Source organism: Bacillus sp. LBA3-1-1.1 (genome assembly GCF_040676495.1).
Lineage (GTDB): Bacteria > Bacillota > Bacilli > Bacillales > Bacillaceae_G > Bacillus_A > Bacillus_A nitratireducens.
The window spans coordinates 58,341-74,868 of record NZ_JBEGIB010000018.1 but is presented as its reverse complement, the minus strand read 5'-3'; the positions used below and the strand labels follow the sequence as shown (position 1 = coordinate 74,868).

Sequence of the window (16,528 nt, the reverse complement as noted above, 5' to 3'; positions counted from 1 at the left end):
CCCCTTAAAAATCAATTATAATAATTGTTTTATCATCTGGTCTTATTCTATTTTCTCCTTCTAGCCTTTCAATGATTGCTACATATTCTTTTATGCTATTCTTTCTTATATATACCACAATTTGTTCTAACGACCACTCCGGATGGAACAATCCGTCCGAACAAATAAAGATCCCACTTACATCAGCTACATCTAATTCCCCATGTTGTAAATAAGTCATTGACTCTTTCATCCCATTTGCAACTGAGTAACCGTTTGGTACATTCGCAAGATAGCGGTTGTATTTCAACTGCTCCCGAACATCTTGAAAAGCATGTTCTTCCGGGACTGGTAATCCTTTTTTACGATCTTCTTCTCTCTTCTTTTTTGCACGTTTACTAATTCCCTTAACTGTATCTTTCGTTAATACTCTTATCGCTCCATCCTGAAGTATTGCAACGATCATACAATCACCTAATTGTGCATATTCAAGTTTCTCGCCTTCTATTTGAACTGCTGCAATACATGTACACCACAGTTGGTCTTTTTTTCTCGTATCAACCTTGTACTCTAGCATCTTGTTTTGCAATAATTCATTCGCCTTTGCAACTTCACCTTGTAAACTATTGATCTCTCGTAGCGAAGTAAAATGACTTGCAAATAAATGTGAAGCGATGTATGCTCCATTATGCCCTTCTTCATCACCAAACGGAACGAGCGGTGTTGCTCCATCACATACACCATAAATCATTTTATCTTCATTACAAAAAAATGAATCCTCACACTCTTGTTTTAAAGGACCCTTCTGTTGGTACGTTGTTATCTTCATATCTGTATCCCCTCCCATTTTACCGAATACTCAAACTATTTAGATTAATCTAATTTTCCAAAATAAACTGTTTTCCCCGAAAACTTTCAATTTCATATATAATCTTGAAATAATATGATTATTTAGTGAAGGACGGGAAAGAGATGGTCAGATTTCTTGGTGTTATTTTTGGTTCTATTATTATTGCAATTGCCTTTAATCTTTTCCTTATCCCCCATAAAATATTAAGTAGTGGAATTGGCGGAATTGCTATTATTTTAGGGATTGTAACCCCTGTAAACACAGGTATTATTAACTTTGTATTGAACTTACCTATCCTTATTTTAGGATACATAGGTCTTGGAAAAAAAGTAATTTTTAACACGGTTGTTTCTGTAATTGTATTATCTGTTGCATTATACTATGTTCCAGTAAAAGTCGTAGCAACAGATCCACTTTTATCATCTGTATTTGGCGGTGTCATCGCCGGAGCTGGTATCGGTCTTGTCTTTAACTGCCATGGTTCAACTGGTGGATTTGATATTATCGGTATGTTGTTATCTCGTAAGCGAGATATTAAACTTGGTGGATTCCTTATTGTATTAAATACTGTTGTTGTTGTCATTGCAGGATTTTTCTTCACTTGGGATGTTGCCCTTACAAGCTTACTTTCAATTTATGTGACTGGTAAAGTAATTGATGCCGTTCATACGAAACATCGTAAAGTTACACTTATGATTGTAACAAATCAAGCAGAAGAAATGAAAAAAAAGCTTCTTTCAACTGTAGTACGTGGAATTACGTTACTTGATGGTGAAGGTGCTTATTCAAACGAGAAAAAACGTGTACTTATGACAGTCGTTTCACGTGAAGAATTGGCAAGTATGAAACTAACGATTTCGGAAATTGATCCTCATGCATTCGTTAATATTACGGAGACTGTTGAAGTATTAGGATTGTTTAGAAAAGTGTAAAAAACTAGGTGGATCTCCACCTAGTTTTTATTTTCCATAAATTCAATTCGATTTCCAAACGGATCTGACACGTAAAATCTGATTACATCTGGTCGCACATGATCATCTATTACTTCAATACCTTGCTTTATTAACCCTTGTTTAAATTCATTAATTTTCAAAACATAAAAAGCTGGATGCGCTTTTTTAGCTGGATTAAAATTTTGCTCAACTCCGATATGAATCTCTTGATTTCCACACTTAAACCAACACCCACCACGCTTCTTTAATTCCTCTGGCTTTGGGATTTCCTCCATACCAATTTTATTACCATAAAATTCTCGTGCTTCTTCTTCACATCCTACTGGCGCCGCTACTTGTACATGATCAATTCCTTGAATATAATTTTTCATATTCCTTCCCCCTCTTCTATTCTAATGTTATAACGAAAATACATTCATGGAACTTAGAAAAAATTAATAAAGCAATATAAGATTCTCTTATTACTACCTTTTTTACCTTCCACTAAAAATAAAAAAGAAAATTTATTATATAATTTCCATTTTTTATAGAAATACATATTGAACCTATATTATAGTTAGTACTAGATTAATCTTTTTTAGATGCTAGTTGTACGGAGGAAATATTATGAGTCGTAAAAAATATTCATCTACTCAAAAAAAGCGTCATCCGAACGTATCTGGACGCTTGCGAAACCATATACAAAATCGTTCTTTAGCAGAAATGTATGCATCTCTTTTTGAACATAATCCTGATAGTATTATTTCATTGAATTTAGAAGGAGTTATTTTACATATTAACCCCGCTGCTGAAAGAATATTAGGTTATACTTCTAGCGAATTAGAGCGAAAAATAATCACTTCTATTTTAGAAGCACATATTTCTGAGCAAGTACTACAATACATAAAAAATACTGCAGCTGACAATCAAAAAGAGTATATCGTCTCTATTTATCATAAAGACGGATATTCACTAGATGTCGTAACAAAATTAGTTCCTATTTTTGTTGAAAACCGTTTAACAGGTGTATACGCCATTATGAAACCCCTTGAAAAATCAGAAAGAATTGAGAAAGTATTACAAGAGAGTGAGAAACGATTACGCACATTAATGAATTCAATGCCTGCGTTTGTTATTTTTAAGGATCATGAAGGGCGCTGGCTTGAAGCAAATGACTATGCGCTTTCTTGTTTCAATTTCCATAACGTTCCTTATCGTGGAAAAAGAGATAATGAACTCATTCAATATAACGAAGCGTACCGCGAATCTTTTTTGCATTGTGAAGAAGTTGATGAACTAACATGGCAAAAAGGACAAATTCTTCACGGAGAGGAATTTATTATACATAGAGATGATTCCGACCTAGTTTTAAGTATTTCAAAAGTTCCGCTCTTCCACCCTGATGGCTCACGCAAAGGTCTTATAGTGATGGGAAGAGACGTTACCGAACTAAAAGAAACTGAAAAGTTATTACGAAAATCCGAAAAGCTTGCAGTAGTAGGACAACTGACAGCTGGAATTGCCCATGAAATTAGAAACCCACTCACTTCATTAAAAGGATTTTTAACATTATTACATCCAGAAATAAATGAGGAAAATAAATGGTATGTGGACGTTATGTTGAGTGAAATTTCACAAATGGAATCTATAACAAGCCAATTTATGGCGATGTCTAAACCACAAGTGTTATCTATTCATACATGCAACGTACAAGCATTAATTGAAGACGTTGTAACTTTTATTTTACCAACAGCAGTTATGCATAGCGTTCATATCATCATGGATCATTTCGATTATATTTCTGACATTCAATGTGACAGTAATCAATTAAAACAAGTTTTGATTAACATATTAAAAAATGCAATCGAGGCGATGCCTGATGGTGGTAACATATTCATTCAAACAGCTTCGTTAGAAAATGATTTTGTTTCAATACGCATTATGGATGAAGGTTGTGGGATTCCTGAAGAGCGCATGGCTCGTCTTGGCGAACCTTTTTATAGCTTGAAAGAAAAAGGAACTGGCCTTGGCTTAATGATGTGCTATAAAATCATTCAAGAGCATCACGGAAAATTATTCATTTCCAGTGAATTAAACATAGGAACAACTGTCGATATCCAATTACCGATTGCTACAGCTCAGCCTGTAACAAACTCTTAACTATGCTACATTAATATAGTAAAAGACATCTGTTATAAGTAGTCGGGTTATTGTGGAAAACATCTACACTAATACGTTAAAAAGCTCAAAGTCCCTATATGACTCTGAGCTTTATTTTTGTATACGATTTATTTTATTAAATCCACTCTTTTCCATGTTTACGAATAAACTGAATATCATTTTCATAATGTTCAAGATGCCCTTCATCTATCATCTTTTGGAAGTTCATATCGCCTTCTAGTGCTTTTCTTTTCATGTATTTACATAATCCTTCTAATCGTAGAAGTACCATCTCCAAATATTCCTCGGCGATGCCATCACTTTTATAGGACTCAAAAAACAATTTAACTCTTTGCTTTATGCGGTCTGCATGCTGTAATGAATTATAATAAACCGCCTCACCTGTTTCCTTATAATAAACTCTACTTAATGGGACACAAGTGTAAAGAGTATAGGCTATGTCCCAAAGTCTTGGCCCAGGACCAGCAACATCAAAATCAATAATACCTACTGGTTTTTCGTTATTAAAAATAATGTTGTATATTGCAAAATCATTGTGGCATACAACCTCAATATTATTTGGCGTATTATCCATCGGTTTCCAATCATCTGATAAAGGAAAATCACTCACAGCATCATGATAAAGCCGAAGCATCTTCGCTATTTCTTTTAAAACATCATTAGACCACATATACTCTTTTAAAGGATAATTACCGGCTTTCCCTTCAATAAATGATAATATCTCTCTATCTTTATCATCAATACCTAAAAACTTTGGTGCATAACTAAAACCTTTGTTTTCCAAATGATTTAATAGCTTATGAATTTTCGTACTGCCTTTCTTTAATTCTCGTCGAACAGTATCTTTCGAACGATATACGTTTGAAACATTCCCTCCCGTTAGCATTTCTTCATTTTCGTAGTTTGCCATCTAATAGTTTCCCCCTCATTATTAGAAAAATCCACGCTCCTGCTCATTAACAAACAGGAACCCCTTTACTTTTCTTTATATTTTAACATAGTTTTCCTATTCTCTTTTAACCCCTTAAATTACAACAAAAAACGGGTATAAAATCTTTATGATTTTATACCCGTTTTAGTCTATCATTTATGCCTGTGAAACCATTTTTTCATACCATTCCGTTGCCTTCTCTACTTCACCAATCGTTAATTGATGCCCTCTATTTTCCCAATGCATTGTTACATTAGCATTTGCATTTTCTAATAGCATCTTCAATTCCTCTGACTCAGAAGGTGAACAAATTGGATCATTTGTTCCAGCAGCAATAAACACTGCTTTCTCTACTAAATTAGGAAGTTCTATCCCTCTTCTTGGGACCATTGGATGATGAAGAATAGCACCTTTTAAGGCATTTTCATAATGGAATAATAAACTCGCTGCAATATTTGCTCCATTTGAATACCCAACAGCTACGATATTATCTCTATCAAATTCATATGTTTTTGCTGCTTCATTTAAAAATTCATTTAATTCCTTCGTACGGAAAACAAGATCCTCTTCATCAAAAATACCTTCTGCTAATCGGCGGAAGAAACGAGGCATCCCATTTTCTAATACATTTCCACGAACACTTAATACAGAAGCTTTTGGATCAATTCTTTCTGCAAGTGGTAATAGATCTAATTCATTACCACCTGTACCATGCAATAATAACAACACTGGTTTTGACGTATCTTTTCCTTTTTGAAAAACATGTTTCATCATAATCCTTTTCCCCTTTCAATCACTTTAGTCTCGATTTCTCACTTCAAATGGTAAGAGTGTCTGTTCAATTTGTTTTCTATGTTGTTCATATCGGTCCGGTAATTTTAACTCCTCACCCATCGTCTCTAAAGATTCGTCATGGGCAAAACCAGGAGGGTCTGTTGCAATTTCAAATAAGATTTCACCGTGTTCTCTAAAGTAAATCGCGTTAAAATAATTTCGATCTTGTACAGGGGTTACACCATATCCAAAACGAGACACATGCTCTTTCCAGTCTAGTTGATCAGCATCGTCACTCGCTCTCCAAGCAATATGATGGACTGTACCAACACCCATCTGACCACGCCCGATTGTTGATGACCTCAAGTCGATAATATTTCCAATATCAGCAGAAGAACGGAATCGAATAAATTCACCTTCTTCTCCAATTTTCTCAAGACCCATAACACGCTCTAACAATTCAGCAGTTTTTTGAGGTTGTGCCGATAAAAGAACAGCACCGCCAAATCCTTTAATTGCGACTTCTGGCGTAACTTCCCCAAAAGTCCAATTATTTAATTCGCCCTCTTCTCTTTCAACTAATTCTATATGCAAACCATGTGGATCATCAAATTCTATATACTGTTCTCCAAACCGAGTCATTTTTGTATACGGCACGTCGAATTTTTCTAATCTATTTTCCCAAAACTCCATTGCACCTTTTGGTACGACATAAGACGTAATGCCTACTTGACCGTCCCCAATAATACCTTGACGAGCACCTGCCCATGGGAAAAACGTAATAATTGTTCCAGGCTTTCCTCCTGCATTACCAAAATAAAGATGATACGTACCTGGATCGTCAAAATTCACTGTTTGTTTCACTAAACGCAATCCCAATACACCCGCATAAAAATCTACATTTTCTTGTGGGTGACCTACGATTGCTGTAATGTGATGAATTCCCATCGTTTTCTTTTCCACTTTCTCCACCCCTTTTTTTATTTCATTACAAAAAACATTTATTCGCTAAAATTCATTATTCATTTTGTCCATATGATAAAGTTCAATCCGCAATACTATTTTTTTCAAAATTGAGGTATTTCTCTAAAAAACTACCACATTTCATTTAGCTCAAAAATTATCTCGAATTCGAGATAATTTACAAAAAAACTACAGTTCTTACAATGTGCTTAGTTTAACATTATTTAAAATATTAGCTTTATTATTTTGACTATCCTTAAAATTTATCTTGAATTCGAGATTTATTATAGTCTAATTAATTTTTATTGTCAATGAGTATATCGTTTCACTTTTTCATCAAAAGCAATATTCTGATAACTAATACCCATACTACTATAATCAAAAAAGCCATACAAACGTATGACTTTTACCAACATTTTTTGTTCCACTATATATTTACTTCTCACTTACAGCAGGAAACAATTCCGAAAGAGGTACTACTCTCCCCACCTCATCTTTAAATACAATATGCTCCCTTGTTAAGTGGCGTGGGCTCTTTACCCCTGCTGCTGCCGCTAATGAAAACAAACTATATCTCATACTAATAACATAGTTCATTACTCGCCATTTTTTCTCATACGGATCTAATGCTTTTTGGTAGTGTGGATTCGTAGTTGCAACCCCCGATGGGCATTGTCCTGAATTACATTGAAGCGCCATAATACAACCGCTTGCCATCATAAATCCGCGTGCTGAATTTACGGCATCTGCACCGATAGCTAAAGCAATCGCCACTTTATCTGGTGTGACTAATTTCCCAGAGGCAAACACCTTTAATTTATCCCGGACACCATAATGATTTGCTGTATCAATAAATGTAAGTAATGCCGGTAGAAGCGGAAGCCCCATACTATCTGCCATCGATTTATACGTAGCACCCGATCCACCTTCTGAACCATCAATTGTAATAAAATCTGGATAAATATTTAATTCACTCATTATTTTTAATAAATCTTCCAGAGGCTTCTGCTGTCCAATTACGATTTTCATCCCGACTGGCTTACCACCGTTTTCTTGCAACTTTTGAATAAAGTAAAGTGTATCCGCTGCATTTTTTAAAAATGAAAATCGATTCGGTGAATTAATCGTCTCCCCTTCTCGTACGTTCCGAACAGAAGCAATTTTCTCATTTACTTTTTGTCCCTCTAGATGGCCACCACGTATTTTAGCACCTTGCCCAAATTTTAACTCGAACGCCTTAATATTACTTTCTTTCGCTTTATCCATAAATTTCTCCATTGAAAAATTCCCGTCTTCATCACGGTATCCGAATAACCCTGGACCAATTTGTGCAACGATATTCGCACCTGTATGTAAATGTTCTGGAATTACACCCCCTTCTCCAGTATTAATCCACGATCCACCTGCCATTTTCGCACCAAAACCGCTCGCTAAAATATAATTCTCTCCAATCGCACCGTAAGATGTCGCTGATGCTCCAAACATTCCATGTAGCTTCCATGGGTATTTACGATTTTCACCAACTATAATTGCATCGTCATCTTCATATAACCAAAGATTTGTTGTATCCGCTGTCAATTTCTCTCTTCTTGAAAATAATCCTTCTTTATGAATTACATACTTTTTCCCCTCACTTTCTTTCGTGAGATTTACACTTAATTCATCTGTTAAAATCGGAAACAATGTATTAGCAATATAATAGCCAGATGCATCAAAATCTCGTTTCGATCCAAAACCAAGTATTTCAGAACGATATTTCGCTAAGAACATAACACTTTGAAAATCGTAACGTGAAAAAGGTTTTCCATCCGTGTCATGATCAAACCAGTATTGCCGGAATTCCGGTCCTATCTTTTCAAGTAAATAGCGCATTCTTCCTAAGTATGGATGCAGTTTTAATATAGAATGGTGCGTCCGTTTTTTTATAAAAAATGTAATAATAAAAAAGACAATTAAAAGTAACATCAAAAAGAGCAATATACTAATAATAACGAGTAGAGTTTCACTCATCCCGCTTCCCCCTATGAAATTCCATAATAAAAGGAGAACACTTCATGTGTTCTCCTTTTATCCTTATTCAGATTAACGTAGCAAGATGCTCTTTCGCATCATATTCAACTAAACTTTCAGCATTTTTAATTCGATGAACAAAATCCGGATTAGCGATTAATGGTCTTCCAAACGCCGCTACATCAATTGTTTTTTCTTGCAGTGCTTCTTCTGCCTCTTTCGGATTCAAATTACCTACTCCTACGATAGTACTATCCCAATACTTTCTTACTAATTGATGAAAATTCTTACCGTCAGCAATAACTTGCGTATAATTCATCGTTGAAGGGTGAATCATCGTTAATCCAACTTCTTTAAACATATTTACAAACGTTTCAATTGCAAGTTCAGGATGTTCCCACATATAAGTAGGATTATCACCTTTAAAGGCAGAGAAGCGAAGAAGCGTTTTATCAGCTCCAACTGCTTCAATTACAGCCTGAACAACTTCTTTCATAAACGTTAACCTTTGTTTTAAGTCACCGCCGTATTTATCAGTACGCTTATTCGCAAATTCATAAGTAAATTGGTCAATTAAATATCCGTGTGCACCGTGAATTTCTACACCATCAAATCCAGCTTCTATCGCATTCTTTGCAGCTTGTGCATATTGACCGATAACTTCTTTTATTTCTTCTATTGTCATTGCTTCTGGTGTATCAAATGGTTTACGAAAACGAGGAACATTCCCCTCCGCAGCAATAGCAGAAGGTGCTTGCGGCATTTGACCACCAATTATTTCGTGATGACTCATACGTCCAACATGCCATATTTGAGCAATAATCGTTCCGCCTTCTTTATGTACTGCCTCTGTAACAGGTTTCCAAGAATCGACTTGCGCTTGTGTATAAATACCTGGTACTCCTGGATTTCCTTTTGCTCTTGAGCTAATGACGATTCCCTCTGTAATAATTAATCCAACTCCATCAGCTGCGCGCTTTCTATAGTACTCGACTACATCAGTACCAACTACTCCCGTTTCATGATTCGCGAAACATCTCGTCATCGGTGCCATCGCTATGCGATTACGAAGAGACCAAGATCCAATTTGAATCGGATGAAATAACTTCGTTTCTTCAATATTATCAAAAGACCCCCAAGCGTTTATATTTGTTCCTTCATAAATACTTGCCGCTTTATTATTTGAACTTGTCATTTTTCTTCCCCCTAAAAAAATCTAACTATAATCGCATCATACTTACTTTTAGATAGTAACGTCAATTTATACGCTCTTATGTAGGAATATTCGTATAATAAAACTAACCGTTTTTTACTTCAAGGATTCTGAAATTCAGGACTCTACTGTTTATTCTAATGTCCAGTAAGTGGATGAGGAAAATACTTATTAAGTGGATGTTTTTTTTTTCTAGTTTTATTACTATAGAATATATTGGTAATTAATTATTTAATTATTTACTAACAAAAAAGAACCTGTTTCCAATGTACTATGTTCAAACTTAAACTAACGAGGTTTCAATAATTCATTTGTTTTTTAATTATACCAACGAAATTTTAGGAACTAATAAAAGATTCTTAGATAGTTGAAAGTATTTTTTCTTATTTAACTTTTAGAAAGAAGGATAACAATGAAAACAAAAGCTATCGTTTCTACACCTGAAAAAGATTTTAATATGCAAGAAGTATACTTAGACGAGATTAAAGACGATGAAGTATTAGTAAAGATTATCGCTTCGGGTATATGTCATACAGATGCAACAGTTTTAGATGGTACAATGCCAACACCAAAACCAGTTGTTTTAGGACATGAAGGTTCTGGTATCGTAGAAAAAGTGGGAAGTAATGTAACCTCTGTTAAACCTGGTGACCATGTCGTACTTGGGTTCGCTTACTGTGGTCATTGTGAAAATTGCTTAGATGGTAATGCTGGCGCTTGCGAAAATATGATTGAATTAAACTTCTCTGGAAAAAACAAACGCAATGTAACACCTATACACGATCTTAACAATAATGACATTTCTCAATTCTTCGGCCAATCTTCATTCGCATACCATGCCGTGGTTGATGAGAATAATGCTGTAAAAGTACCAAAAGATGTTGATATACGTTTGTTAGGACCACTTGGTTGTGGAATTATGACTGGTAGCGGTACGATCCTAAATTCATTACAGCCAAAACCAGGTAGTAGCCTAGTTGTATTTGGAACTGGTGCTGTTGGCCTTAGTGGCTTAATGGCAGCTAAAATTGCTGGATGTACTACAATTATTGCCATTGATATTCATGATAGTCGTTTAGAATTAGCGAAGGAATTAGGGGCTACACACACGATTAATAGCTTAAACGAAGATCCAGTTGCCAAAATTAAAGAAATTACAAACGGTGGAGCTAATTACTCATTTGAAACAACTGGCGTAAATACTGTTACACTGCAATCCATTCAATGCTTACGAGTAAAAGGTACAATGGCAACTGTTGCTGTTGGTAAAAAAGATTTAACTTTAAACGTAACAAATGAAATTGTCGTAAAAGCTATTACAATTAAAGGGGTAGTTGAAGGTGATGCAGTACCACAACTATTCATTCCAAAATTAATTAATTTCTATCAAAAAGGACTATTCCCATTCGATAAGTTTGTTCAATTCTATTCTTTTGAAGAAATTGCTCAAGCATTTGAAGATTCTAAAACAGGAAAAACGATTAAACCAATTATTGTAATGGAGTAATATTCGTTTACTTTTTCCCGATAACTAACAAAATAAAAATATCCTGAACTGGAATAAATAAAATTAAAAAGGTTTCCTAAGTAGGAAACCTTTTTTAGTTGACCAAATATGGATGACAACTCGTTTATCTCTTTTATATAAAGAAAATAAACAATTATTATCTCTTCACATATAAAAAACCTTTAACAATAGAAGTGAGAGTGATTCAGTATTCTTCTAAAAATAATAACTTATATATACCTAAAACAATGAAAGCCCTACCTCTCTTTCATCCTTACGGCTCCTCGTCCGTGCCAGTGTGAATCAGGATTGCAAAAATTAAGTAACTATTTTATCGAAGTATTTAATTAAACTTCGAATATTCGTAAAAGAAATCAAAAAATAAAAATGGATTTGATTGTAGTAATAACAAAAGAGGTTAATGCTCTAAAAGTGGTTTGAAAGAGTTGAATGTCTTTGAAATGATTGATTCTCTATAATTATGCTCCCAAAAAATTCAAGTCCTTTTTTGGGATGTAATACATTATTTGTAATGAATCTTAACAAAAGCTTTTTATTTGATTTTCTGTGATACCTTCAATTAATCCCAGTTCACTAATCAAAAATTCATGTGCGTTATCTAACATTTTCTTTTCGCTTGCATTAAGTGCTTTTTCTTTCTGCATACGTAATAAATCACGTACAACTTCAGCACCTTCTTGTATTTTACCCGTTTTTATTTTATCAGTGTTCAATTTATACCTTTGTTTCCACGTAAGTAATCTATCTGATTCTCCATGTTGAAAAACATCTATTATGTGTGTTAATGCCTTTAGAGTTGTAACTGGTCGTATATTTGAATTCAATATTTTCCCCATAGGAATCATTACTTCCATATTACTAGCCGACATTTTTATAACATAATACTGTTGTTTTTCCCCTGAAATTTCTTTTTCTTCTATGGCTTTAATTATACCTGCTCCGTGCATTGGATAAACAATGTTATCGCCAATTTGAAACAAATAATCCACCTCCATATATGGTAACCTTCTCAAGCATAACACACATTTATTTTTTTAGCAAAATTTTTATAATATCACAAAATTATTTTCCATGTCAATTTATTTATACATAAAAATTCAATCTGTACAGAAACACTAAAGAACCCGCATTTTTTTTACCTTTTCCTCCAATTTTAAATACCTTGTAAAACAAAAAATACATCACTACATATAAGTAGCGATGTATTTTTATATAATATGCAACATGAAAGACAAAAACGGTTACTTCAAAACTTCACACACACAATTCTTCGCTTATATACTAACCTGTTTACTAATCGTTTCTCGCGCTAACAGAAAACTCATAATCACTTGTGCAGCTACTCTACTCGTCATATCCCTAAAATCAAGAGTTGGATCAATTTCTACTATATCCATCCCTTGAACGAGTGGCTCTTTACCAAGGAATTCAATTGCATCAAGTAAAGTTGTACTATCCATTCCACCAGGGCCAATTGCTGGACAGCCTGGCGCAAACGCTTGGTCTAATACGTCCATATCAAGAGAAATATAAATAGAAGTCACACCTTGTTTTCTTAATACTTCAATACTTTCTGAAATAAGATCTTTTATTTCTCGCTCTCTTACATCTTTCATTGTATACACTGTCACGCCATGCTCTTTTGCATATCCATGGTACGTACGTGCATTTGAAAAATTACGAATTCCGATTTGAACGAGTTGTTTTCCTGTAATCACATCATTTTCTAGTAAACTACGGAACGGTGTACCATTTGATGGACCACCATCATCTAAATTGCGTAAATCATGATGGGCATCAAATTGAATAATACCGACCTTTCCTTTACTATTTGCAAAACCTGTTATACTCGGGAAACTAATCGAGTGGTCACCACCAAGAACAATCGGTATCATTTTCGGGTTTACTTTCGTCAAATGACCAACTGTTTTCGCAATCCGGTTATGACTTTCTTTTATATCTGTCACATGCATCGTAATATCACCGCAATCATGAAGAACACTTTCTTTCATATCGTGTTCTTCTGTAATTGCGTACGTGCTATATGCATCTAACATCGCACGAATTGTTTTCGGTGCAAAACATGCCCCTGAATGACTAATAGATGGTTTAGAAAGGGGTGCACCAATTAAGGCTGCACCGAATATTTCTACGCCTTCCTCCCAATCTTTAATCATCTCACTCCATTTCGTCACTTCACGATCAATAAATTTTGCATTTTTCTTTAAATAGTGGCCGTGCTCCACGATTGTTCACCTCTTGTATATGCAATATTACCATTCTTCCACACTGTATTTACATGACTTACGCCGTAATGGTACGGTACGTAAGCATAATTGTAAGCATCCCATAAAACTAAATCTGCCTTACGACCAACTCTAATTTTCCCAGCTACATCGCCTCGATTAATAGCATAAGATGAGTTAACCGTTACGGCATTCCAAACTTCTTCTGGTGTCATTTTCAGTTTTAGCATCGCAATGCTCATAATAAGCTGAATGTTTTCAGTTGGACAGCTACCTGGGTTAAAGTCTGTAGCTAAAGCAACCGCTACACCTTCATCAATCATTTTACGACCACGAGCGAAGCTTTCTTTATTTAAATAGAAAGTTGTTCCTGGTAATAACGTTGCTACTGTATTAGAGTTTGCAAGCATTTCAATTCCTTTATCAGAAGCGCCAACTAAATGGTCCGCTGATGCTGCACCAATTTCAGCAGCTGCTTCCGCACCACCAAGAGGGTCGATTTCATCTGCATGGATTTTCACATCAAAGCCAAGCTCTTTCGCTTTTAATAAAAATTCTTTTGATTCTTCTACAGAGAACACACCTGTTTCGCAGAAAATATCGACGAATTCAGCTAATTGCTTCTCTTTCATTTCTGGCAGTAGATCTAACATCCATTGTAAAAATTCTTTTGATCTACCTTTATACTCTTTCGGAACTGCATGAGCACCTAAAAATGTGGAAACTAAATCGATTGGATGCTCTTTTTGTAATTGCGCCGTTGCCTCTAATTGTTTCCATTCTGTCTCATCATCTAATCCGTAACCACTCTTAGCTTCTACAGTTGTCACACCGAAAGATAGCATACGGTCTAAATGAAATTTCGCTTTTTGAACAAGTTCTTCTTTCGTCGCCTGCTTCGTTGCATTTACAGTTGAAAGAATACCTCCGCCTTGTTCTAAAATTTCTAGGTACGGAACTCCTTGTAATTTCAGCGCGATCTCATTTTCACGAGATCCACCAAATACAAGATGAGTATGCGGATCAACAAGACCAGGAGAAACCATTTTCCCGCCGCAATCAATAACTTCTTTCGCCTGAATCCCTTTTGCTTCTTCCGCTGTTCCAACGAAAGTAATTACGCCGTTTTCAATTCCAACCACACCGTTTTCAATAACAGGAAGCGTGTTCATCGCTTCCCTTCTTAACAAGCCATCTTCTTGATCCATTGTTAGTAATTGACCGATATTTATTAGTAAAGTGTCCAGCATGTTTTCTCCTCCTTATTTCATCATCGGAATGTTAACGCCTTTTTCTTTCGCAGTTTCCACAGCTAAGTCATATCCTGCATCAACGTGACGAACAACACCCATACCAGGGTCAGAAGTTAATACGCGCTCAATACGTTTTGCTGCTGCTTCTGTTCCATCTGCAACAATAACCATTCCAGCGTGAAGTGAATAACCCATACCAACGCCACCACCGTGGTGAACAGATACCCAGCTCGCACCGTTTACACTGTTAATTAATGCATTTAAAATTGGCCAGTCTGCTACTGCATCACTGCCGTCTTTCATCGATTCTGTCTCACGGTTTGGAGATGCTACTGATCCGCAATCTAAATGGTCACGACCGATAACGATTGGTGCTGATAATTCACCATTCGCCACCATTTCATTAATGATGCGACCAAATTTCGCGCGCTCACCGTAACCAAGCCAACAAATACGTGATGGAAGACCTTGGAACTCAACTTGCTGACGAGCCATACGAATCCAGTTACATAAATGCTCATTATCAGCAAACTCACGTAAAATTACTTCATCAGTTTTATAAATATCTTCTGGATCACCAGAAAGCGCTACCCAGCGGAACGGTCCTTTTCCTTCACAGAATAACGGACGGATAAATGCTGGAACGAATCCTGGGAAATCGAATGCATTTTTCAAACCTTCATCAAAAGCAACTTGGCGAATGTTATTTCCGTAATCAAATGTAATCGCGCCTTTTTCTTGCATAGCAAGCATTGCTTCCACATGTTTTTTCATACTTTCTTTTGATAATTGTACGTAACGTTCTGGATCTTCTTCACGAAGTTTCGCTGCTTCTTCTAACGTGTAGCCTACTGGAATATAACCGTTTAATGGATCATGAGCAGATGTTTGATCCGTAACTAAATCTGGCGTGATATTACGCTTCACTAGTTCTGGTAAAATCTCCGCTGCATTTCCTAACAATCCGATTGAAATCGGTTCTTTCTTCTCTTTATACTCGTTCGCAATAGTTAATGCTTCTTCTAAAGACTCTGTATACAGATCACAATATCTCTTTTCAATACGACGATCGATGCTGCGCTTATCAACATCAATAGCAATTACAACACCGCCGTTCATCGTTACAGCAAGAGGTTGTGCACCGCCCATACCACCTAAACCAGCAGTAAGTGTTACTGTACCTTTTAATGATCCATCGAAATGTTGACGTGCCGCTTCACCAAATGTTTCATATGTTCCTTGTAAAATCCCTTGTGTTCCAATGTAAATCCAGCTACCAGCTGTCATCTGGCCGTACATCATAAGACCTTTTTTCTCTAGTTCACGGAAGTGATCCCAGTTCGCCCACTTTGGTACTAAGTTTGAGTTCGCTAACAGAACGCGAGGTGCATCTTCATGTGATTTGAAAATTGCAACTGGTTTTCCTGATTGAACAAGTAACGTTTCATCGCTCTCTAACGTTTTTAATGAATCAACAATTGCATTGTAGCTTTCCCAGTTACGAGCTGCACGGCCAATTCCACCATATACAACTAATTCTTCTGGTTTTTCAGCAACTTCAGGATCTAAATTGTTCATTAACATACGAAGTGCAGCTTCTTGAACCCATCCTTTCGTTTGTAACTCAGTGCCTCTTGGCGCGCGAATTGTTTGTTGTACTTTTTCCAT

14 protein-coding genes are annotated in these 16,528 nt (G+C 35.7%); 3 read left to right on the top strand and 11 right to left on the bottom strand.

Translation table 11 applies throughout. The features are described 5' to 3' along the window. Nucleotides 1–4: 4 nt before the first annotated feature. On the bottom strand, nucleotides 5–808 hold the full coding sequence (locus MRBLBA3_RS15205; RefSeq protein ID WP_363381946.1) for a protein phosphatase 2C domain-containing protein: 804 nt from the start codon (nucleotides 806–808) through the stop codon (nucleotides 5–7). Nucleotides 809–951: 143 nt separating this feature from the next. On the opposite strand from MRBLBA3_RS15205, the gene MRBLBA3_RS15200 reads away from it, so the two are divergent. Next, the gene (locus tag MRBLBA3_RS15200; protein ID WP_363381944.1) at nucleotides 952–1,761 is read left to right on the top strand and encodes a YitT family protein; all 810 of its coding nucleotides are present in this window, start codon (nucleotides 952–954) and stop codon (nucleotides 1,759–1,761) included. A gap of 20 nt (nucleotides 1,762–1,781) precedes the next feature. On the opposite strand, the gene MRBLBA3_RS15195 is transcribed toward MRBLBA3_RS15200, so the two are convergent. Then, nucleotides 1,782–2,153, bottom strand: a complete 372-nt coding sequence (locus MRBLBA3_RS15195) for a VOC family protein (RefSeq protein ID WP_097811448.1) — start codon at nucleotides 2,151–2,153, stop codon at nucleotides 1,782–1,784. Nucleotides 2,154–2,388: 235 nt separating this feature from the next. Here MRBLBA3_RS15195 and MRBLBA3_RS15190 point away from each other — a divergent pair, with 235 nt between their 5' ends. Continuing rightward, a complete protein-coding gene (locus MRBLBA3_RS15190; protein ID WP_363381942.1) occupies nucleotides 2,389–3,921 on the top strand; it encodes a BA3702 family sensor histidine kinase in 1,533 nt (510 codons plus the stop codon). A 136-nt stretch (nucleotides 3,922–4,057) separates the two neighbouring features. Here MRBLBA3_RS15190 and MRBLBA3_RS15185 read toward each other — a convergent pair whose 3' ends face one another. From MRBLBA3_RS15185 to MRBLBA3_RS15165, 5 genes are all read right to left on the bottom strand, one after another. After that, entirely contained in the window at nucleotides 4,058–4,852 is a 795-nt protein-coding gene (locus MRBLBA3_RS15185) for a phosphotransferase (RefSeq protein ID WP_242399288.1), read from the bottom strand. Between the two features lie 177 nt (nucleotides 4,853–5,029). Continuing rightward, nucleotides 5,030–5,644 carry an alpha/beta hydrolase gene (locus MRBLBA3_RS15180; protein ID WP_116733507.1) on the bottom strand — a complete coding sequence of 205 codons (615 nt, stop codon included), beginning with the start codon at nucleotides 5,642–5,644 and terminating at the stop codon, nucleotides 5,030–5,032. A gap of 27 nt (nucleotides 5,645–5,671) precedes the next feature. Continuing rightward, nucleotides 5,672–6,610 (bottom strand): ring-cleaving dioxygenase, encoded by a 939-nt coding sequence (locus MRBLBA3_RS15175; RefSeq protein ID WP_363381938.1) that lies wholly within the window; start codon nucleotides 6,608–6,610, stop codon nucleotides 5,672–5,674. 435 nt (nucleotides 6,611–7,045) lie between these two features. After that, on the bottom strand, nucleotides 7,046–8,620 hold the full coding sequence (locus tag MRBLBA3_RS15170) for an FMN-binding glutamate synthase family protein (RefSeq protein ID WP_363381935.1): 1,575 nt from the start codon (nucleotides 8,618–8,620) through the stop codon (nucleotides 7,046–7,048). A gap of 67 nt (nucleotides 8,621–8,687) precedes the next feature. Then, a complete protein-coding gene (locus MRBLBA3_RS15165) occupies nucleotides 8,688–9,815 on the bottom strand; it encodes an alkene reductase (protein WP_363381932.1) in 1,128 nt (375 codons plus the stop codon). Nucleotides 9,816–10,245: 430 nt separating this feature from the next. On the opposite strand from MRBLBA3_RS15165, the gene MRBLBA3_RS15160 reads away from it, so the two are divergent. Further along, nucleotides 10,246–11,340: an NAD(P)-dependent alcohol dehydrogenase gene (locus MRBLBA3_RS15160; RefSeq protein WP_363381929.1), complete on the top strand. Its 1,095-nt coding sequence runs from the start codon at nucleotides 10,246–10,248 to the stop codon at nucleotides 11,338–11,340. Nucleotides 11,341–11,879: 539 nt separating this feature from the next. Here the strand turns inward: MRBLBA3_RS15160 and MRBLBA3_RS15155 are convergent. The 4 genes from MRBLBA3_RS15155 to hutU all read right to left on the bottom strand — a co-directional run bounded on the left by MRBLBA3_RS15155 (nucleotide 11,880) and on the right by hutU (nucleotide 16,528). Next, nucleotides 11,880–12,341 (bottom strand): CarD family transcriptional regulator, encoded by a 462-nt coding sequence (locus MRBLBA3_RS15155; RefSeq protein ID WP_000486322.1) that lies wholly within the window; start codon nucleotides 12,339–12,341, stop codon nucleotides 11,880–11,882. A gap of 294 nt (nucleotides 12,342–12,635) precedes the next feature. Further along, the gene (gene hutG / locus MRBLBA3_RS15150; protein WP_363381926.1) at nucleotides 12,636–13,607 is read right to left on the bottom strand and encodes a formimidoylglutamase; all 972 of its coding nucleotides are present in this window, start codon (nucleotides 13,605–13,607) and stop codon (nucleotides 12,636–12,638) included. After that, a complete protein-coding gene (gene hutI / locus MRBLBA3_RS15145) occupies nucleotides 13,586–14,857 on the bottom strand; it encodes an imidazolonepropionase (RefSeq protein WP_363381923.1) in 1,272 nt (423 codons plus the stop codon). The genes hutG and hutI overlap by 22 nt, the downstream gene beginning before the upstream one ends. A 12-nt stretch (nucleotides 14,858–14,869) precedes the next feature. Then, nucleotides 14,870–16,528 (bottom strand): urocanate hydratase, encoded by a 1,659-nt coding sequence (gene hutU / locus MRBLBA3_RS15140; protein WP_000416940.1) that lies wholly within the window; start codon nucleotides 16,526–16,528, stop codon nucleotides 14,870–14,872.

Excerpts from the sequence above, each read along its gene's own strand:
- MRBLBA3_RS15200 (WP_363381944.1), top strand. The coding sequence starts at position 952 with ATGGTCAGATTTCTTGGTGTTATTTTTGGTTCTATTATTATTGCAATT.
- MRBLBA3_RS15195 (WP_097811448.1), bottom strand. The coding sequence starts at position 2,153 with ATGAAAAATTATATTCAAGGAATTGATCATGTACAAGTAGCGGCGCCA.
- MRBLBA3_RS15160 (WP_363381929.1), top strand. The coding sequence starts at position 10,246 with ATGAAAACAAAAGCTATCGTTTCTACACCTGAAAAAGATTTTAATATG.
- MRBLBA3_RS15205 (WP_363381946.1), bottom strand. The coding sequence starts at position 808 with ATGAAGATAACAACGTACCAACAGAAGGGTCCTTTAAAACAAGAGTGT.
- MRBLBA3_RS15170 (WP_363381935.1), bottom strand. The coding sequence starts at position 8,620 with ATGAGTGAAACTCTACTCGTTATTATTAGTATATTGCTCTTTTTGATG.
- MRBLBA3_RS15165 (WP_363381932.1), bottom strand. The coding sequence starts at position 9,815 with ATGACAAGTTCAAATAATAAAGCGGCAAGTATTTATGAAGGAACAAAT.
- MRBLBA3_RS15180 (WP_116733507.1), bottom strand. The coding sequence starts at position 5,644 with ATGAAACATGTTTTTCAAAAAGGAAAAGATACGTCAAAACCAGTGTTG.
- MRBLBA3_RS15185 (WP_242399288.1), bottom strand. The coding sequence starts at position 4,852 with ATGGCAAACTACGAAAATGAAGAAATGCTAACGGGAGGGAATGTTTCA.
- hutI (WP_363381923.1), bottom strand. The coding sequence starts at position 14,857 with ATGCTGGACACTTTACTAATAAATATCGGTCAATTACTAACAATGGAT.
- hutU (WP_000416940.1), bottom strand. The coding sequence starts at position 16,528 with ATGGAAAAAGTACAACAAACAATTCGCGCGCCAAGAGGCACTGAGTTA.
- MRBLBA3_RS15190 (WP_363381942.1), top strand. The coding sequence starts at position 2,389 with ATGAGTCGTAAAAAATATTCATCTACTCAAAAAAAGCGTCATCCGAAC.